The 25,432-nt window shown below is 57.4% G+C and carries 21 protein-coding genes; 8 read left to right on the forward strand and 13 right to left on the reverse strand.

Annotated features, from left to right (window positions below):
- Nucleotides 1–44 precede the first annotated feature (44 nt).
- The 4 genes from GDV60_RS02180 (at nucleotide 45) to GDV60_RS02195 (ending at nucleotide 5,701) form a co-directional block, all read left to right on the forward strand.
- Nucleotides 45–2,948: an aminotransferase gene (locus GDV60_RS02180; RefSeq protein ID WP_159906122.1), complete on the forward strand. Its 2,904-nt coding sequence runs from the start codon at nucleotides 45–47 to the stop codon at nucleotides 2,946–2,948.
- Nucleotides 2,949–3,254: 306 nt separating this feature from the next.
- Nucleotides 3,255–4,133 (forward strand): N-carbamoylputrescine amidase, encoded by an 879-nt coding sequence (aguB, locus tag GDV60_RS02185; RefSeq protein WP_029299828.1) that lies wholly within the window; start codon nucleotides 3,255–3,257, stop codon nucleotides 4,131–4,133.
- Between the two features lie 5 nt (nucleotides 4,134–4,138).
- A complete protein-coding gene (gene aguA, locus GDV60_RS02190) occupies nucleotides 4,139–5,245 on the forward strand; it encodes an agmatine deiminase (protein ID WP_159906124.1) in 1,107 nt (368 codons plus the stop codon).
- Nucleotides 5,246–5,488: 243 nt separating this feature from the next.
- Nucleotides 5,489–5,701, forward strand: a complete 213-nt coding sequence (locus tag GDV60_RS02195) for a hypothetical protein (RefSeq protein ID WP_029299831.1) — start codon at nucleotides 5,489–5,491, stop codon at nucleotides 5,699–5,701.
- Between the two features lie 283 nt (nucleotides 5,702–5,984).
- On the opposite strand, the gene GDV60_RS02200 is transcribed toward GDV60_RS02195, so the two are convergent.
- Nucleotides 5,985–8,057: a TonB-dependent siderophore receptor gene (locus GDV60_RS02200; protein ID WP_159906126.1), complete on the reverse strand. Its 2,073-nt coding sequence runs from the start codon at nucleotides 8,055–8,057 to the stop codon at nucleotides 5,985–5,987.
- Between the two features lie 461 nt (nucleotides 8,058–8,518).
- Between GDV60_RS02200 and GDV60_RS02205 the strand changes: the two genes are divergently transcribed.
- A complete protein-coding gene (locus GDV60_RS02205; protein ID WP_029299834.1) occupies nucleotides 8,519–9,814 on the forward strand; it encodes an OprD family porin in 1,296 nt (431 codons plus the stop codon).
- A gap of 75 nt (nucleotides 9,815–9,889) precedes the next feature.
- Here GDV60_RS02205 and GDV60_RS02210 read toward each other — a convergent pair whose 3' ends face one another.
- The 6 genes from GDV60_RS02210 to GDV60_RS02235 form a co-directional block, all read right to left on the reverse strand.
- On the reverse strand, nucleotides 9,890–11,455 hold the full coding sequence (locus GDV60_RS02210; RefSeq protein ID WP_159906128.1) for a M48 family metallopeptidase: 1,566 nt from the start codon (nucleotides 11,453–11,455) through the stop codon (nucleotides 9,890–9,892).
- A 12-nt stretch (nucleotides 11,456–11,467) separates the two neighbouring features.
- On the reverse strand, nucleotides 11,468–11,833 hold the full coding sequence (locus GDV60_RS02215) for a hypothetical protein (protein WP_159906130.1): 366 nt from the start codon (nucleotides 11,831–11,833) through the stop codon (nucleotides 11,468–11,470).
- 38 nt (nucleotides 11,834–11,871) lie between these two features.
- Complete coding sequence (locus tag GDV60_RS02220; RefSeq protein ID WP_159906132.1) at nucleotides 11,872–13,215, reverse strand: CHASE2 domain-containing protein; 1,344 nt, start codon at nucleotides 13,213–13,215, stop codon at nucleotides 11,872–11,874.
- Between the two features lie 190 nt (nucleotides 13,216–13,405).
- Nucleotides 13,406–15,829, reverse strand: a complete 2,424-nt coding sequence (locus GDV60_RS02225; RefSeq protein WP_159906134.1) for a TonB-dependent siderophore receptor — start codon at nucleotides 15,827–15,829, stop codon at nucleotides 13,406–13,408.
- 112 nt (nucleotides 15,830–15,941) lie between these two features.
- On the reverse strand, nucleotides 15,942–16,889 hold the full coding sequence (locus GDV60_RS02230) for a FecR domain-containing protein (protein ID WP_104911371.1): 948 nt from the start codon (nucleotides 16,887–16,889) through the stop codon (nucleotides 15,942–15,944).
- Nucleotides 16,889–17,389, reverse strand: a complete 501-nt coding sequence (locus tag GDV60_RS02235) for a sigma-70 family RNA polymerase sigma factor (RefSeq protein WP_029299841.1) — start codon at nucleotides 17,387–17,389, stop codon at nucleotides 16,889–16,891. Before GDV60_RS02235 ends, GDV60_RS02230 begins: the two co-directional genes overlap by 1 nt.
- Before the next feature lie 178 nt (nucleotides 17,390–17,567).
- On the opposite strand from GDV60_RS02235, the gene GDV60_RS02240 reads away from it, so the two are divergent.
- Complete coding sequence (locus GDV60_RS02240) at nucleotides 17,568–18,698, forward strand: cupin-like domain-containing protein (protein WP_159906136.1); 1,131 nt, start codon at nucleotides 17,568–17,570, stop codon at nucleotides 18,696–18,698.
- On the opposite strand, the gene GDV60_RS02245 is transcribed toward GDV60_RS02240, so the two are convergent.
- Nucleotides 18,657–19,556: an EamA family transporter gene (locus tag GDV60_RS02245; protein WP_159906138.1), complete on the reverse strand. Its 900-nt coding sequence runs from the start codon at nucleotides 19,554–19,556 to the stop codon at nucleotides 18,657–18,659. The two genes, GDV60_RS02240 and GDV60_RS02245, sit on opposite strands and share 42 nt — an antisense overlap.
- Before the next feature lie 119 nt (nucleotides 19,557–19,675).
- Here GDV60_RS02245 and GDV60_RS02250 point away from each other — a divergent pair, with 119 nt between their 5' ends.
- A complete protein-coding gene (locus GDV60_RS02250; RefSeq protein ID WP_154907194.1) occupies nucleotides 19,676–20,473 on the forward strand; it encodes a helix-turn-helix domain-containing protein in 798 nt (265 codons plus the stop codon).
- Here the strand turns inward: GDV60_RS02250 and GDV60_RS02255 are convergent.
- Both GDV60_RS02255 and GDV60_RS02260 read right to left on the reverse strand, forming a co-directional pair.
- On the reverse strand, nucleotides 20,427–21,065 hold the full coding sequence (locus GDV60_RS02255; RefSeq protein WP_159906140.1) for a Fic family protein: 639 nt from the start codon (nucleotides 21,063–21,065) through the stop codon (nucleotides 20,427–20,429). The genes GDV60_RS02250 and GDV60_RS02255 overlap by 47 nt on opposite strands.
- Complete coding sequence (locus GDV60_RS02260; RefSeq protein ID WP_083335435.1) at nucleotides 21,062–21,229, reverse strand: YhfG family protein; 168 nt, start codon at nucleotides 21,227–21,229, stop codon at nucleotides 21,062–21,064. The genes GDV60_RS02255 and GDV60_RS02260 overlap by 4 nt, the downstream gene beginning before the upstream one ends.
- Before the next feature lie 1,175 nt (nucleotides 21,230–22,404).
- Here GDV60_RS02260 and GDV60_RS02265 point away from each other — a divergent pair.
- Nucleotides 22,405–23,058: an MmcB family DNA repair protein gene (locus tag GDV60_RS02265; protein ID WP_159906142.1), complete on the forward strand. Its 654-nt coding sequence runs from the start codon at nucleotides 22,405–22,407 to the stop codon at nucleotides 23,056–23,058.
- Nucleotides 23,059–23,066: 8 nt separating this feature from the next.
- Here GDV60_RS02265 and GDV60_RS02270 read toward each other — a convergent pair whose 3' ends face one another.
- From GDV60_RS02270 to GDV60_RS02280, 3 genes are read right to left on the reverse strand one after another with little or no spacing between them, the layout of a single operon-like run.
- Nucleotides 23,067–24,194: a hypothetical protein gene (locus GDV60_RS02270; RefSeq protein WP_159906144.1), complete on the reverse strand. Its 1,128-nt coding sequence runs from the start codon at nucleotides 24,192–24,194 to the stop codon at nucleotides 23,067–23,069.
- A 3-nt stretch (nucleotides 24,195–24,197) separates the two neighbouring features.
- A complete protein-coding gene (locus tag GDV60_RS02275) occupies nucleotides 24,198–24,665 on the reverse strand; it encodes an ImmA/IrrE family metallo-endopeptidase (protein ID WP_237683128.1) in 468 nt (155 codons plus the stop codon).
- 23 nt (nucleotides 24,666–24,688) lie between these two features.
- Nucleotides 24,689–25,345 (reverse strand): hypothetical protein, encoded by a 657-nt coding sequence (locus GDV60_RS02280; RefSeq protein WP_159906146.1) that lies wholly within the window; start codon nucleotides 25,343–25,345, stop codon nucleotides 24,689–24,691.
- Nucleotides 25,346–25,432 lie beyond the last annotated feature (87 nt).

Below are 25,432 nucleotides of genomic sequence, written 5' to 3' on the forward strand. Positions count from 1 at the left end.
ACAATGGCGATATAAGCGCCGGACAAAAAACCAGGGGCCGTCACATGTTGCTCGATACATTGATCCACCGCGCCAGTTTGTCGTGCCCGCAGGTCGGGCCGCAGCAGGCTTTGCAGTTGTTGGAGCAGCATTACGGCCTCAGTGGCACGCTGCAGTCCCTGGGCAGCCAGCAAGACCTCAATTACCGCGTCGACAGTGACCGTGGCCGCTTCGTCCTGAAAATCTGCCGTGGCGAGTATGCCGCCATGGAGCTGCACGCCCAGCATGCGGCCCTGGCGCACTTGCAATCCGAGGTGCGGGTGCCAGAGGTCATCAGGGCCCTCAACGGCGAGCAACTGCTGACCGTGACGGTCGCCGGGCAAACCCTGCATGTGCGTTTGCTGGACTATATCGAAGGCCAGCCGCTGACCCACCTGCCGCACCTGGGCCGTGAAGTGATCGAAGGTTTTGGCCGGCTGTGCGGGCAGATGAGCCAGGCGTTGGCCGGCTTCACCCATGCGGGCCTTGCGCGCACGCTGCAGTGGGACCCGCGCCATGCCGGGGAATTGATCAGCCATTTGTTGTCGACACTCGACAACCTGCCGCACCGCGCGGCCCTGGAACGGGTCGCCGCACAGGTCGAGCAGCGCATCCTGCCCCTGGCCGATCAATTGCCCTGGCAAGCCGTGCATATGGATATCACCGACGACAATGTGGTCTGGCAGCGCGATGCCCAGCGGCATTGGCAGGTGCAGGGCGTTATCGATTTCGGCGACCTGGTGCACACCTGGCGGATTGCCGACCTGTCGGTGACCTGCGCCGCGTTACTGCACCACGCCGAGGGCGACCCGTTCGCGATCCTGCCGGCGATCCAGGCCTGTCACGCCCTGACGCCCCTGCAGCCGCAAGAATTGCAGGCGCTGTGGCCCCTGATCGTGGCCCGCGCGGCGGTGTTGGTGTTGAGCAGTGAAAAGCAGCAGCGCCTGGACCCGGATAACACCTACCTGTTGAAGAATGCCGAGCACGAGTGGGAAATCTTCCAGGTTGCCACCTCGGTGCCATTTGAGTTGATGGAGTCGGCGATCCTGGCTTGCGTCGGTGCTACCCCGTCGTTCACGGCCAGCGAAGACTTTGCCCCGCTGCTGCCGGGCCTGGTGGGACGCGAGTTCGCGCTGGTCGACCTGGGCGTGCTCAGCCCGCATTTTGAAGCAGGTAATTGGGAAGCCCCTGGCATCGATCAGCAACTATTGCAGCAAGCGGCGGCGGCCCATGGCTTGGCGGCCAGCCGTTATGGCCAATATCGCCTGTCCCGCACGCGCCCCGATTGCGCGGTCGAACCCGATACCTTCGCGCTGCATGTGGAACTGCATGCGCCTGCGGGTACGGTCGTACAAGCGCCGTTTGCTGGCACCCTGCGGCGCACTGCCGATGGCGGCCTGTGTCTGCACAGTGCGCAACTGAATATATGGCTGTGGGGGGTTGAGCCGACGTTGCAAGCCGGTGCCGCGGTGCTCAAGGGCCAGGTCCTGGGTGAGGCTGGCGGGCTATTGGCGGTGCAACTGTGCCGCGTCGACCTTGAGCCACCGTTGTTCTGCACGCCATCGCGCGCTGCGGCATGGCAGGCGTTGTGCCCCTCGCCGGCGACGCTGCTGGGTCTTGCCTGCGACGCCGAGCCGGAGCTGGATCCACACGCCTTGCTGGCCCGGCGCGATGCCAGCTTTGCGCGCTCGCAGAAGCATTATTACGTTGATCCGCCGCGCATCGAACGCGGTTGGCGCAATCATCTGATCGACATGCAGGGCCGTTCCTATCTGGACATGCTCAACAATGTCGCGGTGCTGGGCCACGGCCATCCGCGCATGGCACAGGTGGCGGCACGGCAGTGGTCGTTGCTCAACACCAACTCACGCTTTCACTACGCCGCGATTGCCGAGTTCTCCGAGCGCTTGCTGGCCCTGGCCCCGGATTCCATGGACCGCGTATTCCTGGTCAACAGTGGCACCGAAGCCAACGACCTGGCGATCCGCCTGGCCTGGGCCTACAGCGGCGGGCGCGACATGCTCAGCGTGCTGGAGGCTTACCACGGGTGGTCGGTGGCGGCCGATGCGGTGTCCACTTCGATTGCCGACAACCCCCAGGCCTTGAGCAGCCGGCCAGACTGGGTGCATCCGGTGACCGCGCCCAATACCTATCGTGGCCAATTCCGTGGCCCGCACAGTGCGCCGGATTATGTGCGCAGCGTCGAGCACAACCTGGCGAAGATCGCGGCCAGCCAGCGCCAACTGGCGGGTTTTATCTGCGAGCCAGTGTATGGCAATGCCGGCGGTATTTCCTTGCCGCCGGGCTACCTGCAGCAGGTGTACGCCCTGGTCCGCGCCCAGGGCGGGGTATGTATTGCCGATGAAGTGCAGGTCGGCTACGGACGCATGGGCCATTTCTTCTGGGGCTTTGAAGAGCAGGGCGTGGTGCCGGACATCATCACCATGGCCAAGGGCATGGGCAACGGCCAGCCCCTGGGCGCGGTGATTACCCGCCGGGAAATCGCCGAAGCGCTGAAGGCCGAAGGGTATTTCTTCTCGTCCTCAGGCGGCAGCCCGGTCAGTTGCCGGATTGGCCTGGCGGTGCTGGATGTGATGGAGCAAGAAAAACTCTGGGAAAACGCCCAGGTGGTCGGCGCGCATTTCAAGGCGCGGCTGCAAGCGTTGATCGAGCGCCATCCCCTGGTGGGAGCGGTGCATGGCTCGGGCTTCTATCTGGGGTTGGAGTTGGTGCGGGATCGGCAGACGCTGGAGCCGGCCACCGAAGAGACCGCGCGGTTGTGCGATCGTCTACGTGAACTGGGGATTTTCATGCAACCGACCGGGGACTATCTGAATATCCTCAAGATCAAGCCGCCGATGGTCACGTCTAAACGCAGTGTGGATTTCTTTGTCGACATGTTGTCGAAGGTGTTGGATGAAGGGTTGTAGACACCTTTCTATGAGTTGAAATGAGATCACCACTGTGGGAGCGGGCTTGCTCGCGAAAGCGGTGTATCAGTGACAGATTTGTAGACAGGCACACCGCTTTCGCGAGCAAGCCCGCTCCCACAAGGGCGGATGGTGTTTTCAGACTTTAACCCGATTGTTATCGGGAATATTTCGCTTTTTTTCGATGGGTGGAGATCTGCAAGCTTTAAAAGCCGATTTTTATCCGCTATAAAGTCGCCCAGCATTCCCCTTTCTGTCATCGGCCCCAGTTATCCTGGCCGCTGACCACCGCCCAGGAGATGATTCATGAGCCGTATCGTTACCGTCGCCGCTACCCAGATGGCTTGTTCCTGGGACCTCGAAGCCAACATCGAGACCGCTGAGAAGCTGGTCCGTGAGGCCGCCGCCAAAGGCGCGCAGATCATCCTGATCCAGGAACTGTTCGAAAGCCCTTACTTCTGCCAGAAGCCAAACCCGGACTATCTGCAACTGGCAACCCCGGTTGCAGAAAACGTGGCCATCAAGCACTTCCAGAAAATCGCCAAGGAACTGCAAGTCGTCCTGCCGATCAGCTTTTTCGAGCTGGCCGGTCGTGCGCGTTTCAACAGCATCGCGATCATCGATGCCGACGGCTCCAACCTCGGGATTTATCGTAAAAGCCACATCCCGGATGGCCCTGGCTACCACGAAAAGTACTACTTCAACCCGGGCGATACCGGCTTCAAAGTGTGGAACACCCGCTACGCAAAAATCGGCGTGGGCATCTGCTGGGACCAGTGGTTCCCGGAATGCGCCCGCAGCATGGCGCTGCAAGGCGCGGAAATCCTGTTCTACCCGACCGCCATCGGCAGCGAGCCGCACGACAAGACCATCTCGTCCCGCGACCACTGGCAGCGTGTGCAACAAGGCCATGCCGGCGCCAACCTGATGCCGCTGATCGCCAGCAACCGCATCGGCAACGAAGAGCAGGACGGCTACGACATTACCTTCTACGGCTCGTCGTTCATTGCCAACCAGTTCGGTGAGAAGGTCGAAGAACTCAACGAAACCGAAGAAGGCATCCTGGTGCACAGCTTCGACCTCGATGAACTGGAGCACATCCGCAGTGCGTGGGGCTCGTTCCGTGATCGCCGGCCGAACCTGTACGGCGCGCTCAAGACCCTCGACGGTTCCCTGGAGTCCTGATCGCCATGACCACTTTGCACAGCACGCCTCGCGCTGACGGCTTCTATATGCCAGCCGAGTGGGCACCCCAGACCCAGGCCTGGATGATCTGGCCCGAGCGCCCGGACAACTGGCGCCTGGGCGGCAAACCGGCACAGGCGGCCCATGTGGCGGTTGCCAAGGCCATTGCGCGCTTTGAGCCGGTGACGGTCGCGGTTTCGGCCGGCCAGTACGAAAACGCCCGGGCGCGCCTGGATGTGCCGAATATTCGCGTGGTGGAGATGTCCAGCGACGACGCGTGGGTACGCGACAGCGGGCCGACCTTCGTGATCAATGACCAGAGTGAAGTCCGTGGCGTGAATTGGGACTTCAATGCCTGGGGCGGGTTTGACGGTGGCTTGTATGCGCCGTGGAACCGCGACTCCCAGGTGGGCGGCAAGATCCTGGAGATCGAGCGCAGCCAGCGTTATCGCACTGAGGGGTTTGTGCTCGAAGGCGGGTCGATTCACGTCGATGGCGAAGGCACGCTGATCACCACCGAGGAATGCCTGCTCAACCGCAATCGCAACCCGCATCTGGGCCGTGAAGAAATCGAAGCGGTACTCAGCGCCAACCTGGCGGTGGATAAAATCATCTGGTTGCCCGACGGTCTGTTCAACGACGAAACCGACGGCCATGTGGATAACTTCTGCTGCTACGTGCGCCCGGGTGAAGTGCTGCTGGCCTGGACTGACGACCCGCAAGACCCGAACTATGCGCGCTGCCATGCTGCCATGGACGTGCTGCAAAACAGCACTGACGCCAAGGGCCGCGCATTTATTGTGCATAAAATGCCGATCCCGGGGCCGCTGTACGCCACTGAGCAAGAATGCGCCGGGGTCGACCCGGTGGACGGTTCCCAGGAGCGTAATCCGACCGTGCGTTTGGCCGGTTCCTACGTCAACTTCCTGATCGTCAACGGCGGCATTATTGCGCCGAGTTTTGATGATCCGCTGGACAGCCGTGCCCAGGAAATCCTCCAGGGGCTGTTCCCGCAACATGAAGTGGTGATGGTGCCAGGCCGTGAACTGTTACTGGGTGGCGGCAATATCCACTGCCTGACCCAACAACAGCCAGCACCGCACAAAAACTGAGTGCAGTTGTAACAGGCAATTTCGCCGTACGGCGACTGATCGCCGGCAGATGCGCCGGGCAGTAACAGCAAGCCCATGGCCCGTGAGGGTCGTGGGCTTTTTTGTGTCTGGTGCCAGATAAACCGGGGTTATTGGCACAGCTCTTGTATCGACGCTGTGACAGTGATCGGGGTTTGTGACTGCGCAGTTCTGTCATAAACCTTGAGTAAGTTAGCCGCTCAAGCAGTAGGAGAGAGCGCTGAAATGAACGCCGATATCAACCTGGTCTATAAACGCGCGTCCCATCCCCTGGCAGTGCGGGGCGACGCGATTCACGCGCTGGCACTCTGGTTGAAGGCAAACGGCTCGCGCCGGATCAGGCAGGCTGATTCGCGCAGGGTGATGAGTGAGCGTTACCCGGTGGGGTTGTTCAGCGAGGATGAAGTGCAGGTGCTGTGCGACTTGATCCAGGACTGACGGACGCTGATATCCAAATGTGGGAGCTGGCCCGCTTTTATCAAAAATAAAATAAGTCATTGATTCAAAAAATGACCGTATTTTTGTGGCGAGCGGGCTTGCCCCGCGTCGGGCGCATAGCGCCCCCAACGAAAGACGAATGCGTGCGCAGAGGCTGGTTTTGGGGCTGCTGCGCAGCCCAACGCGGGGCAAGCCCGCTCGCCACTAAGGGGCCAGTTTGCTGCGCGACAGCGCCATGTCGAATCTCACATGAATCGTGTGTACCAGTGGCGTTGGGCGAGGGTTAGAAGTTGTACGTCCCCGTCACCACCAGGCTGCGCGGGTCGCCAAACTGGATCTGGTTGGCGCTGGTCGCCGACGCGTAGTACGTCTTGTCGCTGATGTTGTTCAGCGCCGCCTTCACATCCCATTCCTTCTGCCGGAAGCCCGCCAGGGCGTCCCAGCGGCCATAGCCGGGCAGCATCACGGTATTGGCGTTATCGGCATAACGATCGCCCACCAGGGTCAGGCCGGTTTCGGCGTACCAGCCCATTTCCGGTTTCCAGGTCACGAACAGGCTGGCGTTGCGCTTGGCCACGTCGCTGATGCGCTTGCCTTCAAAGCCGTTGTTGTCTTTCACCACCTTGGCATCCTGTACGCCGACGCCGCCGCGTACATACCAGTTGCCGACGATTTTGCCGGTGGTGGTCAGCTCGATACCACGGGAGCGTTGTATGCCGCTGAGCAGGGTGATCAGCGGGTTCTCCGGGTCACGGGTGCGGCGGTTGTACAGTTCCAGTTCATACACGGCGAGGGTGGTGCTCAGGCGGTCGTCGAGCCAGTCGCTCTTGACCCCGATTTCTTTTTGCTTGGTCAGCTCGGGGCTCAGGTCGTTGGCATTGCCCGGCGCATTCGGGGTGATGCCGATCAGGCCGCCGCCGGTGGGGGAAAACGTCTTGCTCCACGACGCGTAGAACGAATGGTTCTCCACCGGCGTCCACACCACGCCCAGCCGTGGGCTGGTGTTGTGGCTGTCGACGGGTTGCCGGATATTGCTGATCTTATTGGTGGTTTCTACTTCAAAACGGTCGTAGCGCAGACCGGCGAGGACTTGCCACTGATCGTTCAGGCGCAGTTGGTCCTGCACATACAGCCCCTGGCTTTCGACTTCGGTGTGGTTGTTGCTGGAGATCCTCATCGGCCCGGTATGGCTCAGGTGCCGGTTGGGGTGGTTCAGATCAAGGCCGGGCACGGTTGCCGTTACCGCGCTGTACAGCTTCGGATCACGGCGCTGGCTGCCCAATTCCACACCGCTCAGCAGGCGGTGTTCCAGGCCAAAGGTGTTGAAGCCGCCTTCGAGCTCGACGTTATTGAATACGTTGCGCGTCCTCAGGTCCTGCTGCCAGCGCTGGCGCCCGACGGTGTTGGTCTTGGGGTCGTAGCCGGTCAGGTAGGTGTTGTCGAAGTCACTGTCGAGCTTGAACACGCCCAGGGTGTGGCGCAGTTGCCAACTGTCGTTGAGCTCATAGGCGAGCTTGGAGCGCAGGGATTGGGTGGTGTCGTCGATGTAGTCGCGCGGGTCGCCGTAGGTGGTGTCGCGGCTCACATCGGCCGGGCGTCCACGCACGCCAGGGATGCCACGGTCCGGGGTGCGGTCGTAGCGGCTGTATTCGTATTGCACCAGCCAGTTCAGTTGCGGGGTCAGTTGCCAGCTTATCGACGGCGCGAACAGTTTGCGGTTGCCGCTGATATCGTCGCGGAAACTGTCGGTGTCCTCGTTACCCATGTTCAGGCGCAGGCTGATGTTCTCGCTAGGGTCGGCGCTCAAGTCGGTGTACAGGCTGCGCAACCCGTTGGTGCCGCCCTGGGCCTCGATACTGGAAGCACGCCCGGCCTGGGGCAGCTTGCTGACGCGGTTGACGATCCCACCCTGGCCGCCACGCCCGTACAACACTGCGGCGGGGCCCTTGAGCACGTCGATGCGCTCGATATTGTGCAGGTCGCGCACGTACTGGCTGTCGTCACGGATGCCATCGAGGTAGAAGTCGCTGCTGGCCTCGAAGCCGCGGATGCGCAAACTGTCGAAGCGCGTATCGGCGCCGCTGCTGACGTTGGGGATACCGCTCAAGGCCTGGCCCAGGTCGTTGGTGCCGTAGGCGCGCAGGTTCTCGGTCTTTACCGAATCAATCGCCTGGGGCACGTAGCGCACCGGCGTATTGGTACGCGTGGCGGTGTTGGAGTCTTTGACGCGAGGGTCGTCGTCGTCCGCTTCGGCGCTGATCGAGGTGGCGGGCAGTGTGGTTGCGGCGCAGGCAAATCCGGCGCACAGCAGTGCAGAAAGCCCAAGGGTCATGGGCGTCAGGCGTGGGGCAGGCATCTAGGGGCGCATCCGTAAGAGGGAGGGAAAATAACGCGCGAATGATAATGCTTGCTATTTGCGCGCGTGATTTATTCTTGCGCTGTCCGCTCGGGTATTTGTATCAAGATGTGTCTTGTAGGGAATTTTACGCCACATTGGAAATTGCGTTACCCACCAGCGGCTTATTCACCGTATGAATCGGGCGAGCGTATATATGGCGTAAATAATGGCTAAATAATATCGCTTAGACTTTTTTTGCCTAAATACAGACGATTCACTAAATTGACATGCGGTTGAGGGCGCGGATAGGATTCGCCTCAACGCCTGTGGCTAACCGCCATGACTTCTCTATAAAAAAAGGCCCGCGGCATATTCGGTCGTCCGCGGGCCTTTTTTTATCCGGGGAAAGTCGATACCAAAAAAGCCAAATGGAGCCAGGTGTCACAGCGCGTACTCAACCAGTAATAAGGAATAAAAAAATGTTGAATAAACGGATGGGTCTGCTTGCTCTGGGGATTTTGAGCGCTACTCAGGCAATGGCAAACGACCAGGAGCAATCCAAAGGCTTCGTGGAAGACAGTCACCTGAACATCGCGGCGCGTAATGCGTATATCAGCCGCGATTACAAAGACGGTGGTCAAGATAAAGCCGAGTGGGGCCAAGGCTTCATCGGTAAGTTCGAGTCCGGCTTCACCCAAGGCACCGTCGGTGTGGGTGTGGACGTGATCGGCCAATACGCCATCCGTCTGGACGGTGGTAAAGGTCGCAGCGGCGCTGGCGGTATCAACTTCTTCAAGCAAGGCGACAGCGGCGCAGCACCACACGACCTGGCCAAGGGCGGCGCAGCCGTCAAGGCACGCATCTCCAACACTGTGCTGAAGTACGGTGACCAGATGCCAGCCGTGCCGGTCCTGCAGTACGACAACTCCCGTCTATTGTCGGAAACCTACACCGGTACCTCGATCGTCTCCAAAGAGATCAAAGGTCTGGAGCTGCAAGGTGGTTACTTCACCAAGGAAGCCCAAAAAGGCGCCGAAGGCACCGACAGCGGCAACCTGAAAAACATCGCCTACCTGGGCGGTAGCTACAAGTTCACCGAAAGCCTGTCGGCCGCGCTGTACGCATCCGACATGGAAGACGTGCTGAAGAAGCAATACGTCAACGTCAACTACGTGCTGGCCCTGCCACAAGAGCAGTCGCTGACTTTTGACTTCAACGGCTACAAGACCAAGCTGGACAAGAGCTTCGCCCAGCTGACTCAAGGTGATGCTAGCGCTCGCGACAACAAAATCTGGAGCCTGGGCGCCACTTGGGCCTTCGGTCCGCACAGCCTGACCCTGGCTCACCAGCGCAGCTCCGGTGACACTGGCTACATGTACGGCGGCTATCGCAACAACACCCGTGGCAGCGGTATCGGCGACGGTGGTAATACCATCCTGCTGGCCAACTCCTACTGGTCTGACTTCAACGCTAAAGACGAGCGCTCCTGGCAGGTCGGCTACGGCATTGACTTCACCACCTTCGGTGTACCGGGCCTGAGCTACAACATCGCTTACGTGCGCGGCACCAACATCGACGACGGTAGCAACCGTGGCGATGGCACCGAGCGTGAAATCTTCAACCAGTTCAAGTACGTGGTACAGAGCGGCCCGGCTAAAGACCTGAGCCTGCGTGCCCGCGCTTCCTGGTTGCGTGTTTCGACCAACGCCAACAACTACAACGTTGGTGGTAACGAAATCCGTCTGTTCGCCGACTACCCGATCAACGTGTTCTAAGATCGAGCGTCGTGCCTGATACCAGGCAATAAAAAACCCCGACTTGTCGGGGTTTTTTTATACCTGCCTGAAACCCTACGCCTTGACCTGCACCAGCTTCTGGCAGTTGGCCTTGCGCGCCGGGTACTGCCCGCATTTGCGCAGCACGCTCTGCACCTGCTGGGTGTTTTGCAGTTGCTGGTTGGCCAGCAGCTTCTCGGTGATAAACAACTCTTCCGAGCCCAGGTTGCGTTCGGCCTTGTCGATCATGGCCAGCGCGGCCTTGCCGTCGCCGCGCTTGAGGTAGTAGCTGATCATCAAGTCATAGGTCGAAGGCCCGGCCAGGGACCAGTCCTTGATCGCCTGCAACTCCTTGAGCGCATCGGCGTTCCGACCCTGGGCCAGGCGTACGGCGTAGGCGGTGCGACGGATGTTCGGCTGATCCTTGACCGGTGAACTCAAGGCGCGCCGGATAAAGGCATCGGCCTCGGGCACTTTGTTTTTTGCCAGGGCGGCGGTGGCGGCGTACGCATCCTTGTAGCCTTGCATGGCCTTGGCCACGGGCGCGGCGTCACGCACCTTTGGCCAGCTCGTGGTATTGACCCGGGCGCGGCGTTCCTTGCGGTACTCGCGTTGCAGGTATTGGCGCAGCTCGGTGTCACGGTCGATGGCGGACATGTGGGAGCGGTTGAAGTAATCGGTGGTGGCGGTGATGGTGTTGGTCAGGCCGTCTTTGACCAGCACGTCCAGCTCCTTGGTAAAGCGGTCGAGGTTGAACTGCTGTAATGAGTCTTGCATCGCGTCCTTGCGGGCGGTGAGAAAGCCCGTCAGCAATGGTTTCTGCTTGCCCTGGAAATCATTCAGGCGCTCCAGGCTGTGGGTCGCCGCGCGTGGGGCGTAGCCGGCCCGGATCATCAGGTCGGTGCCGAGCAAATCTGCCTGGTCTTCCTGGCTGCGGCCCCAGGCGGTGCTCCAGACGTTGTCGGAAAAACTGTTGGCCAGCGAGGTATACAGCACGGTGTTGCCGATGGTTTTTTGCGTGCCGGCCGGGTCCTTGCTGAACAGTTTCATGGTGCCCGAACTGCGATCCACCCCGGTGTTGGCCGCCACGGTTGCCAGGGCCACAGTGGAGGCTACGGTGGTGAACATGTCCTTCTGCTGCTTGAAGGCGGCGGCGCGGTCATGGTGATGCAGCAGCACATGGCTCATCTCGTGGCCGAGCATGGCGGCGATTTCATCTTCGCTGCCGACGTTTTCCAGCATGCCCAGGGGCACGAAGATATTGCCGTACGGGTCCGCCGACGGCCCGAAGCTGTAGCTGTCGGTGATCTTCACCTGCAGCAGCGGCAACTGCCCTGGCCAGCCCTTGGACAGGCGCGTGACGATGCCCTGCAAGTACACCTGCAACATCGGGATATCCGCCAGGTTCTGCTGGCGCGCCTCGGCGGCGGGTACGGTACGACCGTCGTAACTCAAGCGTTGCTGGCCCGCGCGTTGCGGGTCGAGCTTGTAGTACTGGCGCACGTCGGCGTTATCCACATAGTGGCCTTCGACGCGTGACTGGGTCGATGGCCCCACCAGGTTCAGAAACGCCTGGTCTGCACCTTTCAAGGTGGCGCAGCCGCTGAGCAATGCACTGGCCAGCAATAGATATCCCTTCACCGCGGTACTCCCTTATTGATTGCAGCCGGCGCCGTAGCTGAGCGTGGAATTGTTGTGTGTGTCCTTGGCCAGGCTTTGGGGCATTAGCTGGCACGGCAGTTCGGTTTTGTGAAATGGCGGCTCGATACGCACGTCGCCGGTGTCCAGCCAGACTTTCTGCCCTGCCAATTCCACCTGGATCAGCTCCAGCGCCTGGTTGAGCTGCAACACCGGAAGAGGTTGCTTGGGTGCGTCTTTGCGCGCGATTTCCCGCTGCACTTTGCCTTGCTCGTCCACCACCTCCACCGGGTCGGCCAGGAACTCCTTGATGAGATGGGTTTCGGCCAGCACGCCCTGGCTGTAAAGCGCGGCGAGTAACACGATGAGGATCTTGTTCATCCTTGGTTTCCTTGAGTGAGACGACATGGCGGCACCCTTCAGCGGCCACGGTCGAAGAAGGCTTCGATCCGCTCGCTGAACAGCGCCAATGACAACAAAACAATCCCCAGTACGTTGACCAGGGTGATGTGGTTCAGATAGAGCACCCCGCACACCACCAGCAGCATCAGCATCACCAAACCCCACGACGGATAGGGCGAGGTGAAGAAGCGGATTTCCTGCCTGCGCCAGCGAGTCCAGGTATGCAGGCCGGCCAGACGCCGGGCATGCAGGGCCTTGAGCACGATAATCAGCGCCAGCAGCCCAAGCTCCAGCACGTCCACCCAGTGCAGGTTCCAACCGGGGAAATTGGCCGGCTCGCGCTCGTAATCCATGCCCTTGTTGATCAGGTTGTCCAAGGCCATGGCATGCAGGTAAACCCCAGGAATCAGGCCATGCACGGGTGACTGCACCACGTCGCCGGTGGAGGTGATGCTGGCCCCGACCATCACCAGCCGATCGCGCAGCAACTCGGCCACCAGCGCCTGATCCTGCGGCGAACTGACCTCCAGGTCGCTGGCCGACAAGGTCAGGCTATAAGGGCAGCGGGCCTGGGCTGAGTCGTCCAGTTTCCAGAACACCGCCTGGAGCAACTGCGCCACCCAATCCAGTACAAAGTTGCGCGGCGCTGCGCAGTGGCGAATATCGGCGATCTGTGCCTGCTCGGGCGCCAGCTTCAAGCCCCACTGCACGGCGATTGGCTGCAAGCGTGAGGCCGCCTCGGCATCTTCGGGCAGACCCGTGCAGGGAGCGTCCTTGCAGAATTGGCGGTACATCGCCAAGGCCGGGGTTTCCATCACCCCCAGCGCGGTCGGCATTGCCAGCGGGTACTTGTCGTCCACACCGTCCCACACCACCAGCCCCGGCTGGCTGAATGCGGCAAATTGTTCGAGGGTATTGGCTTGGCCCTTTTCGCCACGCGTCACCCCGGTATTGGCCAGCAACAAGGGAATGCCCCGGCGCTGATAGCGCTCGAACACATTCGCCAACAACTGACTGCCCCGCGTCGGGTCACCGAGGGAGTGATCGTGGCTGTACAGCAAATCCACAAACACCGCCTTGGGTTTGTAGGCCAGCAAGCGTTTGAACAACTTGCTCTGCTCGTTGTACGGCATCGGCCACGAGGTGTTGTTACGCATCAAGTAGGCGTCATCGACCAACACCACGGTGATGTGTTGCTGGCCGGTGCTGGGGTACTTGCTGGAAGACATCCGGTTGAGCCACTGGGCGGATGCCTTGTCACTGGAACTGGCCAGGCCGAAGGGGTCGAGCACCGCCAGCAACACGATAAAAATCGCGAGCAAATAGCGTCGGGGATTGAAAAGCGGGGGGTTCTTCGACATCCATGTCTCGATATAAAGCGGCGGGTGCTGTCAGGGGCAGGGTTTCCCGCGTGAATGCAGCGAATGCATGGGTTTTAAAGGACGGGGAGGGGGGTGTCAATTAGAAATATGGCTAAGTGCCATCTGGTGTGTCCGGCGGCGGTCCAGGCAGCGTGATGTGATGCCTGGACGCAGAGCTCTTGTTAGCCGGTCAGAAGTTCCAGCGGGTGGACAGCATCACATTGCGTGGGTCGCCGTAGTACGCCGAGTTGTAGAAACCAATGTTGGTGTAGTACGTCTTGTCGAAGATGTTGTTGACGTTCAGTGAGGCCGACACCGTGTCGGTGATCTGGTAGCGCGCCATTACGTCCACCAGCCAGAGCGGTTCCTGGGAGAACTTCTCGGTGGTGCCTTTGCCGTAGTTACTGAGCATCTTCCAGCCAGTACCTTGCCAGCGTACGCCGCTGCCCAGGGTGAGCTTGTCCAGTGGGCCCTTGAGCTTATAGCTGGTGTAGAGATTGACCTGGTCTTCCGGCTCCCAGGTAGAAACCTTTTCCCCCGCCTGATCGCGCATGATCTTGTGGGTATAGCCGGCCTGCAATTGCCAGCCAGGGCTCAGTTCACCGGACACTTCCGCTTCCCAGCCCTTGGTCTTGGCTTTGATCCCTTTGGAGGCGTAGTCGAGCCCAGGGTAGCTGCCGCCGATATAGTCATCGTCATCCACCGCACGGTTTTCTTCATGCACCTGGAAGTACGCAAGGCTTGCGTTCAAGCGGCCATTGAAGAACTCGCCCTTGAGACCGACCTCGTAGTTCTTGCCTTCATCGGGTTCGATGGGCTTGTTGGTCCTGTCGCGGTAGTCGTCTTGTGGCAGGTAGATTTCGGTATAGCTGGCGTAGGCCGAGAGATAGTCGTTGAGGTCATAGACCGCGCCGACATAGGGCACCACCTTGCCGGTGTCCTTCACCTGGCTGGTGCCGCTGACCTCATAGTTGTTGACCCGGGTACCGAGCATCAGCGTCAGGTCATCCATCAGGCTAAAGCGCCCGGTGATGTAGCTGGCGCTCTGGCGGGTCAGTTCATCGTTACGCTTGGTTTGCGGGCCCCAGTCCGGTCGGGGGGCATCGCCGTCCCAGTTGAAGTAGTCGTGGCTATTGTTGAAGTTGGTGGCGTTGGTGTAATCCCGGCCCAGCCAGCGGGAACGGGACACCGAGGTGCCGAGCACCAGCTCATGCTCACGTCCAAACAGGCTGAAGGGCCCTGTGGCGTAAAGGTCGCCGGTGTCGCTGGTGGTTTCACCGGTGTATTTGCGGGTCAGCATCATCGCCTTGCCCGTATTGACATCGGGTGACAGCAAGGCCGCCAGCGGTGCGTCGTAGCCGTTGATCTGGTGATTGTATTGCGCCTTGGCCACCCAGCCGTTTTCAAAGCTGTGCTCCAGGGTGGCGAACACAGTGCGCGTGTACTGTTCCCACTTACTGAACTTGGCACCGTTGTTGAACGAGCGCGAGGTGTTGATACGGTTGCCCGCCGAGTCATACAGCGAGGCAGATCCGGACCAGCTAGAACCTTGCGGGTCGCTGTCTTGATAGTCACCACCAACCGTCAGCAAGGTGTCCGGCGACAGATCGAACTCAAGAATCCCGTAATACACGTTGGTCTTGCGCTGGTAGTGATCCAGGAACGTATGTTTGTCCTGATAGGCGGCAACCGCTCGGCCACGGACATTGCCGGTCTCGGTCAGCGGGCCGCTGATATCGATTTCCGAGCGATAGTTGTCCCACGAGCCTGCACCCAGATCGATATAGCCTTTGAACGCCGAGGTCGGCTTTTTGCGCACCATATTGATCGTGCCCCCCGATCCGCCCGCACCGGTGAGCAGGCCGGTGGCGCCCTTGAGGATCTCCACGCGGTCGTACATCACCGTATCGGTCAGCGTATGGCCGGACGAATACTGGGCATCCTGCAGGATCGGAATGCCGTCGTACTGGAAGTTCTGGATGGCAAACCCACGCGAGAAGTAAGCGGTGCGCTCGCTGTCGTAAGTGGCGACGGTGATGCCTGGTGTATAGCGCATCACGTCGTCGATGGATTTGAGGCTGAAATCATCCATGGCCTGGCGGGTGACCACAGAAATCGACTGCGGCGTTTGGCGAGGCGTCAGGACCAAGCGAGTCGCCGTCGCGATGGTGCCAGGGGTATATGACCCGGAGTCTTCAGTCACCGTCCCCAACTGGTTGGCGGTGACTTGGGTCGCACCCAGTTCCAGCGCGGCCTGCGCCGTGGCGGTGACCAGAACATACCCGCCGTTGCTCTGGCGCTGGGCCTGCAAGCCGCTGTTGGCGAGCAGCCGGGCCAGGCCTTCCTCGACGCTGTACGCGCCTTGCAACCCGCCGGTGGTGAGGTGGCGAGCCTGCTCGGTATCGAACGAAATAGTCACCCCAGCTTGCACACCAAATTGGCTGAGGGCCTTGCCCAGCGGGCCGGCGGCGATCGCGTAAGGCGCCGTGCTTTGGGCCATTGCCTGCGTCGGCAGGAGCGCCATTGCCGGCAGGCTTGCGAGGGTCAAGCCAAACAGCGCCAGGCGAACCGCACGTGTCAATGAAGTCCTGGCGTAGAGAGGAAGCGGGGGCATCGGATGATCCTTCCGTTGAGCTGGCAGAGAGCCGCTGTTATCGCGGCTTGTGTCATTGACGGATGAGAATCGGAATCAGCAAGGTAGCAGCCAAACAAATTTGCGCGGGCAATCAGGCCGGTTCGATACTGGCCCAATATCGCGTCAGATAACGCACCTTCACCGGTAGGGTTTTACTCAGGTTTTCCAGGACCGTATCCGTGTCGTCGATACGGAACGCACCTGAGATGCTCAGGTTTTGCACGCCAGCAGCGCAGCGCAGCACGCCAGGGCGATAGCGGCTCAACTCCTCGATAAAGTCACCCAGGCGCCAGTCGTCCACGCTCAACATACCTTGCACCCAGGCGGTCGAACCGGTTGGCAGCGGGTGAGGAGGGGAGACCGCATGGCGATCAAAAGTGACTTGTTGCCCGGCTTCGAGGCGCAATGGCTGGTGGTCATGGTTACCTGGCGTGACCTCGACCGCGTCCTGCAGAACGCCCACCTGCGTTTGCCCTGCCAGCGGGCGAACGCTGAAGCGGGTGCCGAGGGCACGCACGCTGCCATCAGTGGTGTACACAATAAATGGGCGGTGGGCGGGATCCTTGGCGGTCTGGATAAGAATCTCGCCACGGTACAGCTCGATCCGCCGCTGCCTGGCGTCGAAGTGGATATCCAGTGCCGTGTCGGCGTTCATTTCCAATTGCGACCCATCGTCCAGGCGGACCGAGCGCCGTTCGCCCAGGCGGGTGCGTTGCTGGGCGAGCATCGAGCGATATGGCACCTGCTCCACCGCCAGCCAGCTACAGCCGCCAACGGCCACCAGCATGCCGAGTATTTTCAGCACGTCACGGCGCTGTGCCTGGGCGGCGCCAAGGCTCGACAGGGCCGCTTGTCGAGGCATCTTTGCCCATTGTTGCTGCAACATTTCGACCCGGGCCCACGCCGCCGCGTGCTGTGGATTGGCATCTACCCATGCTTGCCAGGCCTGGGTCTGCGCTTCGCTGCCGCTGCCGTCGTTGAGCTGTACATACCAGGTTGCGGCGGCTTCCAGTGTCTTGAGGTCGACTGTGGCAGGCATCAAGGTTCGACCAGCAACAGGCAGCGCGTCATGGCCCGGATCAGATGGTTTTTGACCGTCGTCACCGACACGCCGAAGCGTTCAGCAGCGGCAACGTAACTCAGGCCTTCAAGCTGCACGGCGAGGAAAATCTCCCGGGTCCGGGTACCCAGTTCATCGAGCAGGCTATCAATGGCTACCAGCATTTCGATGATGGACAAACGAATCTCCGGCGAAACATCCACCGGCTCCGGCCTCTGGGCCAGGGCGTGAAGGTAGGCCCTTTCGATGGTGCGTCGGCGCGACTTGTCGATTAGCAGCGAACGGGCAATGGCACTCAGATAACCGCGGGGCTCGCGGATGGGCGTGTCATTGCGTGCGGTCATGACCCGTAGGAACGTGTCTTGAGCCAGGTCAGAAGCATCGGCAGCATTGCCCAGGCGGACGCGCAACCAGCCCTTCAACCAACTGTTGTGTTCGCTGTACAGCTGATGAAGAGCTGAATGATCAAGCGCCGACATGAGGGTTTCACCAAACGTAAATGGTAATCTATCTCATTATTGTGAGGGTGGAGTTTTTATGCAAGCGGGTGTTGTGGCGCTGTCAGCTTTACCTATCGGGGAGCTGTGCAATATTTTGTTATAACTTTTCAAGGCCGCTATTCGTTCCCTATTCAGAAAAATACAAAGAGGGAACGCAATGGACGTGCTCAGCATTCTGTCCAGGTTGTTTGCCAATGCCGGCGCGGTTGGGTTGGAGGGCACCTTCCAGTTCCTTTTTGGCCCAGGCCAGGCATTTTGGGCGCAGGTTGAGACCCAGAGCGTGACCCAGGCCGGGGTGCATCCAGCGCCGGATGTGACCATTGAAGTGGCGCAACAAGACTTTCTCGGCATCATGGCCGGCGCCACCGACGTCGAAGAACTGTTCGCCAGTGGCCGTTTGAAAATCAGCGGCAACATGGGCCTGGCCACGCTGCTGCCACAGATCATCGACAGCGCGCGCCAGGGCGTCAGCGCCGAAAAAGTCGACATGAACAAGCGCTACCCGACGCCCCCGCGCTTCAGCGAGCGGGTTTCGGCCAGCCTGCCGACCCAGCACAGCGTCGAGCGGCGGCCGCGTGCGGGGTTGTCGGTGGACGAATTTCGCGGCGGCTACGTGCCGGAGGGCATCCCACTGGTCATCAGCGAGGCCCTGCAAGACTGGCGCTTGTTCAATATGAGCCGTGAAGAATCACTGGTGCACTTCGCCCAACTGCAAGGCATCACCCGGCATGGCGACTACGTGCAGAAAACCTTCTCTACCGAGCGCGATTTTCGCTCCACGCCCATGGCCGATTTCATCGACTCCCTCGACCGCCCTGCGGTGCGCGGCGCCAACGGCGAGCCGCCGGCCTATATGGGCAACAACATCCTGCCGGCGCAATTGCTGGAACAGATCAGCTACCCCCTCTATTTTGATCGCGCGCAATACATCGCTCCCCGCATCTGGATCGGCCCCAAAGGCACCCTGACACCGCTGCATCGCGACGACACCGATAACCTGTTTGCCCAGGTCTGGGGCGAAAAATCCTTCATCCTGGCTGCTCCCCATCATCGTCAGGCCCTGGGTACCTGGTCCACCGCCCCGAAAGGCGGCCTGGATGGCTGCGACTTCAACCCGGACGCGCCTGACTACCAACGCTTCCCCGCCGCGCGCGACGTAACCTTCCTACGCGTGGTGCTGCAAGCCGGGGATATGTTGTTCTTGCCCGAAGGCTGGTTCCACCAGGTGGAGTCACTGGCCACATCCCTATCGGTGAATTTCTGGGTCAACTCGGGGCGTGGGTGGTGAAGGGCGGCGCCATTTCACCAACCCCACCGCCAGGGCCGATAGAATCAGCGCAATCGAGATGCCCTCGCTGATATCGACCCTGTGCCCCAGCAACAGCATGGAACCGGTAACGCCAAACACCGGGATCAGCAACGACAGCGGCGCCACCTTCGAAACCGGGTACTCGCGCAGCAACAGGTTCCAGCCCCAGTAACAAAAGTGCGTGGCCGCGTACACCTGGAACAGCAGCGAGAACACCGTCGGCCATTGCATATGGGTGACCAGCGCGGTGAACGGCGCCGCCCCATGGGCCAGCCACGTCAGCAGCAGCAAGGGCAGCGGCGGGAACAGACTGGCCCACACCACAAAGGCAAACATCTCGCGCACCTTCGATTGCTTGATGATGACGTTGCCCACACTCCAGCTGAATGCACTCACCAGCAACAAGCCATAACCCAGCGTCGTCGCCTCGCCTGGACTGCTGGCGATAATGCCGATCAGTCCTACAGCCGCCAGGCCCACCCCCAGGATCTGGCCTACGCTCAGTTGCTCACGAAACAACAACACCCCCCAACCTAAGGTAAAAAACGCACTGAACTGGATCAGCAAAGCTGCAGTGCCTGGCGGTACGCCCAGTTCAATCCCCAGGTTGATCAAGGCCCACATCGCCACCCCGAAAATCAAGCCATAGGCCACCAGCCACTTCATCGCCACGGCCGGACGCCGCACAAAAAACACCCACGGCAACGCCGCCAGCGTAAAGCGCAGGGCGGTCAGCAACAGCGGATCGATCCCCATCAAACCCAGTTTGGTGATCGGAAAATTCAGCCCCCACACAGCCGTCACCAACACGGCCAGGGCCAGATGCTTGTTTTGCATGATGTTCTGATTCCACAAAGCAGCGCCGGCACCTGTGTGCGCCAGCCAGGGCGCAACTATGGGCAATAGGCGCGATGGCTCGCTTGCACTATCAGGTCATAAATCATTAAATTCGGGCCATGCGCGAAACTGACATCGACCCTTACGAAAACACCCCCCGCGACGCCGTGGTCACCGCCAACGACTACCACGATGGCCGGCACTTTGCGTTACACACCCATCAACGCGGGCAATTTGCCTACGCCGCCTGCGGCGTTATTACCGTGTTCACCCAACAGGGCAACTGGGTGGTACCGCCCCACCGCGCCATCTGGGTCCCGGCGGGCGTGCCCCACGAAATGAGCATGAGCGGCCCGGTGACCATGCTCAACACCTACATCCGCGACCGAGCCGCAACTCGCCTCAACCTGCCCGCGCAGTGCCAGGTATTCGGCGTATCCACGCTGCTGCGCGAACTGCTGATCCGCGCCATCGACGTACCGGCGCTGTACGAAAAGGAACACCTGCACGGCCGGCTGATGACCCTGCTGCTCGACGAAATAGCCGGCATGCGCCCCCTGTCACTCAACGCCCCCCTCCCCAACGACCCCCGTCTGGCCCACATCTGCCGCAAGCTGCTGGAACAGCCATCACTGGAAACCAGCATCGACGACATGACCCAACACCTCGGCATGAGCCGCCGCACCTTCACCCGGCTGTTCCGCCAGCAGACCGGAATCAGCTTCGTGGAATGGCGCCAGCAAGCCTGCCTGTTGGCGGCCGTGGTCAGGTTGGGGAATGGCGAATCGGTGACGCGGGTGGCGATTGATTTGGGGTATAGCAGCTCGAGTGCGTTTACGAGTGTGTTCAGGCGGGTGTTGGGGGAGGTGCCTAGTCGGTATTTTGCGAAGGGATCAGGTGGGCATTGTCTTCCATGATTGGCAGGCCGATGCAACGGTCAAATATCTTGATAAGCGGGTTATCGTCGCCATGGAATGACTGATGATTGGCTTCAACCCACTCTTGTTTATCGACTTCCCACCAATTGATCTCGTAACCCACGTTGACGATGATCCATTCGAATAGAATTCGCTGGGCCCGCCCATTACCTTCGCGGAAAGGGTGTGCAACGTTCAGCGTGCCGTAGGACTCAGCGACGGCTTTGACCAGCAAGTCGCGTGAATAGCCTTCAAACCAGGCATTGGCCTGGATTTTTCGGAATTCTCTGGCAGCTTCCGGTTCTATGCGGTCAGGAATGCAAAACTGATTTCTACCCTTGCTGATCTTCACCGTCCTGACCTCGCCGGCCCAACTGTAGATAGTTGAGAACAGGGTGCGATGAATGTGTTTCAGCGTGTCTAGGCTGTAGGGTGGCTCTGTAAACTCAAGCCGCTCTGCGGCGGCTTCAGTGAGGTAGCGCTCGGCCTCGTTGAGGTCGTCTTCTTCGTGCAAATCAAGCAGATTTTTGAGGGTGGCTGTTCCCGGGTAACAGTAGGGGTCCTGATCGACCCCGTATTTGTCGTTACTCAAGCTTTGATTTGCCGAACGGCCACAAGTGCAGCCTCACGAGTCGGTAGCTTGTGATCGTCATTTTTGGAGGTCGTAAACCCCTCGAGGCGCAAGCTGGCCGCGAAATTGGATCTGCGGTGTTTGGCGAAGTAGGCTTTTTTTGCTTGAAAACTCAGCTTTTCCACGTCTGCTCTCCAAGAAAGTGTGCTTGGCAGTATAGCTTATTCAACTATCTGTTTGGCCGCTGCATCAGCGGCACTCGTCGCCTTGGCGGCGTCCACTTCCAAAGCCGCGCTGGCAGCAGAAGAAAGGAGTGAAAAGGGGACGGATTTATTTTCACCAGCGCCTGCCCTGAAATTTGCTCGTGAGCTGACAGCAGCATCTCAACCGTCGAAATGAAGTGGTGGCGCGCGGCCTAGTAATTCCGGTGTGGACACTTTGTGGGCGTTTTGGAAAAGGAGACCGATTTATTCTCACCCTTAATCTGCAGGCATCCCGCACGTCAGGTGCACGACGAAGCTAAGTAATGGCGAGGAGAGGGCGGCGAAGAGGATGCCCACGGAGCGTGGAGAAGACGGGTATGCTCAAACCCCAGAAACAACAAAGCCCCTGCATTTCTGCAGGGGCTTTGTTTTGTATGGTGCGGCACCAGGAGTCGAACTATACAAAAAATGGTAATTATCTCAGTAGCTTGTGTTCGTGCTGAGCTCCTATTTACCCCTATTTCTATCCTTAAGCAGTTGGTGCTCACTGAATTGCCTTGGATTTTCTACACACCTTGCAAGCTCATTTGGACTGCTCCCCGTATCCTAGATATCTTCAACCCATGCAACCCACGATTTTACTAACTGATAAAACGGCCCATCCCATAATCGTGGCATGTCCGCGCTTTCTGATTGATCTTATTATTTGATTTTCGTTCTAATCGGATTGCGCCCGGTAATAGGGAGCACTTCGTTTGTACGGAGGTAATGCATTGTATGCTAGATAAAGGTATCAATAGGGAGTACGTGTTATTTGGAGTTGGATAGTTGTAATTTTTTGGCTTGAGTTGAATTGGATTTGTATATTGGGGATAACCTGGAAGCGCCATAAATATTATGCGTGTGAGTGAAAGAGTGGTGATGACGTCCACAGTTGCCGGCTTATCTGGAACGGTGCAGAATTCTAGCTTTATATTGATTTCAAGGCAGGTTATACTTAAGTTTCGATATTGTGGATAATTAATATTTTCCAGAACAGTCGGGGAGTGCTGAAAATGCCAAGAGTGCTGAAAATATTTTGTTTTCGTGTCTGCTGCAGATATGCTTTATTATTGGGGTGTGTGCGTTGGTTAAATGTATGAAAGCGGTGTTTAAATATGGGTGAGAAAGAGATTAAAACGACGGTTTTAGACAAGCTTTTGAAAACAGGGCAGATTGATTTTTCGTCCCTTGTTTTTAGTGAGATGAACTTGGCAAGAAAAGCTCGCAGGGTAGATCTTGGTTATATTCGGAATCAAGAGATGGTCGCAATTGAAATTAAGAGCGAAAAAGATTCGTTATTTCGATTGGAGGGACAGCTCGAAGAGTACAGAAAATACTTCGATCGCGTCATTGTTGCCGTTGCTGGGAAGTACGTTGAAGGGGTCCTCGCTATCGCTGATGATGATGTGGCGGTTTGGGAGGTAACCTCGGACGGGTTAAAGGTGATTCGCAAGGGGCGGCTGATTAAAAATATATCTAAGCAAAATTACCTTGAGCTTATGACGAAGAGAGAGGTCTCCCTTCTAGCTAGGCGGATCGGCATAATTCCTTCCGACCTTGCAATGTATGAGCTGAAAATGGAAGTCTCAAGTAGGTTGAATAAGATTTCTAAATCTGACGTGAAAGACATACTTCTAGACGGGATTTCTAAGAGATTTAGCATGCCGTCAAATAGGTTCTTGGCTAAGGTCTGTGCTTTCGGCAGCGTCAGACCATCCGATGTGATTTTGTTGAGTCCATATTTGAAACGTGTAGTCGAGGTAGCATGAGAGAGTGGTCAATCCACCCACTCTTCATCGGTGTTAATTATATCCCCAATAGCATTGTAATGAAGCTGGTTGAAAAGATGGATGTTGATGCGAACTGCGGTTGATTTTTGAGCGCTGTAAATTCCGAACTCATTATTTTCAGAGGTTATTTCAATCTGTTGGGTGCCCCAAAGGCGTAGCTCTGGAATCCAATATTCATCACTGATGATTTCCTTTGCAATGTCTATATAGGCAGTCGTGCGTTTGGCTTTGGAGTCTGGCGCGTTATCGTCAACTTCTCGCCTGACGAATTTCCAATCTTTTTTTAATGGGTAATCAATTCTAGGAGGAGGAACTCCCGAACCACCATCTTGTTTCTCTGCACGTGCACTTCCTCTGTCGGAATAAACGACAGGATTGAAGATTCCTTTTTCTGCTATTGTGTTAAACAGAATTCTCTCGTATATAGAGTTCGTTCCTCGATGTTGCCCTGCAAAACCTGAAGGGAAAGAGGACGCGCTTATTGATATCGTAACATTTGCAATCTGGCGTTTTGCTTCTATCATCAGCCTTTCTAAAAGCGGAATCCTCTCGTGGAAATTTACGTCGATCCCACCTAGATCGTAAATAATAAGAACATTTTCCGCTTTAGTAACATTGAGAGCGGTAACCAAGCGTTGATGCTTCTCAATATTTAGCTCGTTTGGACAGATCCTCAAGACTAATCCTCTGTCAAGGGATGACAGCTTGTTAATCTGGCCCTCAATATCTTGTAGGCTTTCATGTCGAAGGCAAGGGATCGCATTTTTTTGGCTTTTTATGAAACTGTACCAATTGTCATAACTGTTACTAGGGTCTAAAAGCTGCACTAATTCTTGATACACGGGTTTTTCTGGATATTTTCCTGTGAACAGGAATACTTTATTTTCGGAAAGAAATTTTTCGTCGATATCTGAGATCCAAGGACGGTTTCCTATGGACTCCTCAATTTTCTTGAGTGAGTTTTCCAGGCGGTGAGCACTAACCCATCCTCTCAGGGAAAAGAGCGGAAGTAATTCATCTTTGTCTTTGTCGGGGAGTTGTGCAATCGCCGTCATTTCAGCAAGACTTATTGCTAAGATCGGTATGTATTCCCAATTTGGAAATGTATCTTGCATAAACTATTTTTTCCCCGTCCTGATTTTTATTGCGGCGAGCGATACTTGGGCGAGCTCAGCGATTTTTTTATATCGATCATCTGGTTTTAGCGCACCATGCATAATTAGCGCTTCTTGGATAAGCGAGGCAGGCATTATAATATCTGCCGCTAATCTATTGGCTTCTCTTTCCAGATCGTCCGAGAGTCTTGAGCGATAAAGTACATCATCTGTGATGCCGCCAGCGAGACGTTCACGATGTAGCAAAAAATGCGCGATTTCATGGGCAATAGTAAATCGTTGCCTTTCTTTAACATCGTGGCGATTAACCTTGATCGTAATAACTCCCTCGGTCTCCCTTATTTCTCCTGAAATTGAACCTGGCATAGTAGATTTAAGGATGGTTAATCCGAGATCCTTGGCGATTGCTCCGACCGCCACTGGCAGATTAGTTTGATGCGAAGATATGACGGTTCTTTGATGATCGCTCAAAGAGTTCCATTCTGGCGAAGTTCTCAATTTGACCGCTCCTCATCTGCAACTTCATCCGGCATTGAAGTATCTCGATATACAATATTTTCCACAGCATTTTGAATTAATCTGTCGAATCGGTTTTCTTCGATTAGCTTAATTATATTCTCTTCTGTTGCTCTCGGAATTTCTTCTTTGGCGACTATTTTTACAGTTTCTTTGGCGGTTTTTCGAGCGTCTTTAATAGCTTCGTTCTTGATATTGCGATACCCAAGTATTGCTAGTATCGCAATAAGTACTCCAAGTACAGTGATGATTACTGACACGGCGGATAATAAAAGCGTTGCCACGTTGTTATCGTCAGGTTTTCTTAATTCTGATACTTCTTTCTCTAGATTTTTTATTTTTTCAGCTTGGAGTTTTACTTCCAGTGCGAGATCTCGTGTGCTGGAATCCGCTTTGGGACTCATCGACTGGACGATCTCCTGAATAAGAAGATAGTCTTTCAGGTTGTTGTGATTTGTCAGACTTAATTCTTCTTGACTTTGTTCTTTTGTTTCGGTGTTGGATGTTTCTGCAAGAGTCTTGATGGCATAAAGACTCATAATTAAAGCCAGAATCATTGTGGCTAACGTTGTTGTTAAGCGTATATGTCTTATATTTAGAGTCGGAGTGCTATTTTCTTGCGCTGAGTTGGGCATACTGTTGTTCATCATGTTGTCGACGCTGCAATGCGCCGGTTTGTTGTTCTCCAACCTTTAATTACTGTATAGGATGGTGATAAAAGA

Source organism: Pseudomonas sp. DTU12.1 (assembly GCF_009873475.1).
Taxonomy (GTDB): Bacteria; Pseudomonadota; Gammaproteobacteria; order Pseudomonadales; family Pseudomonadaceae; genus Aquipseudomonas; species Aquipseudomonas proteolytica.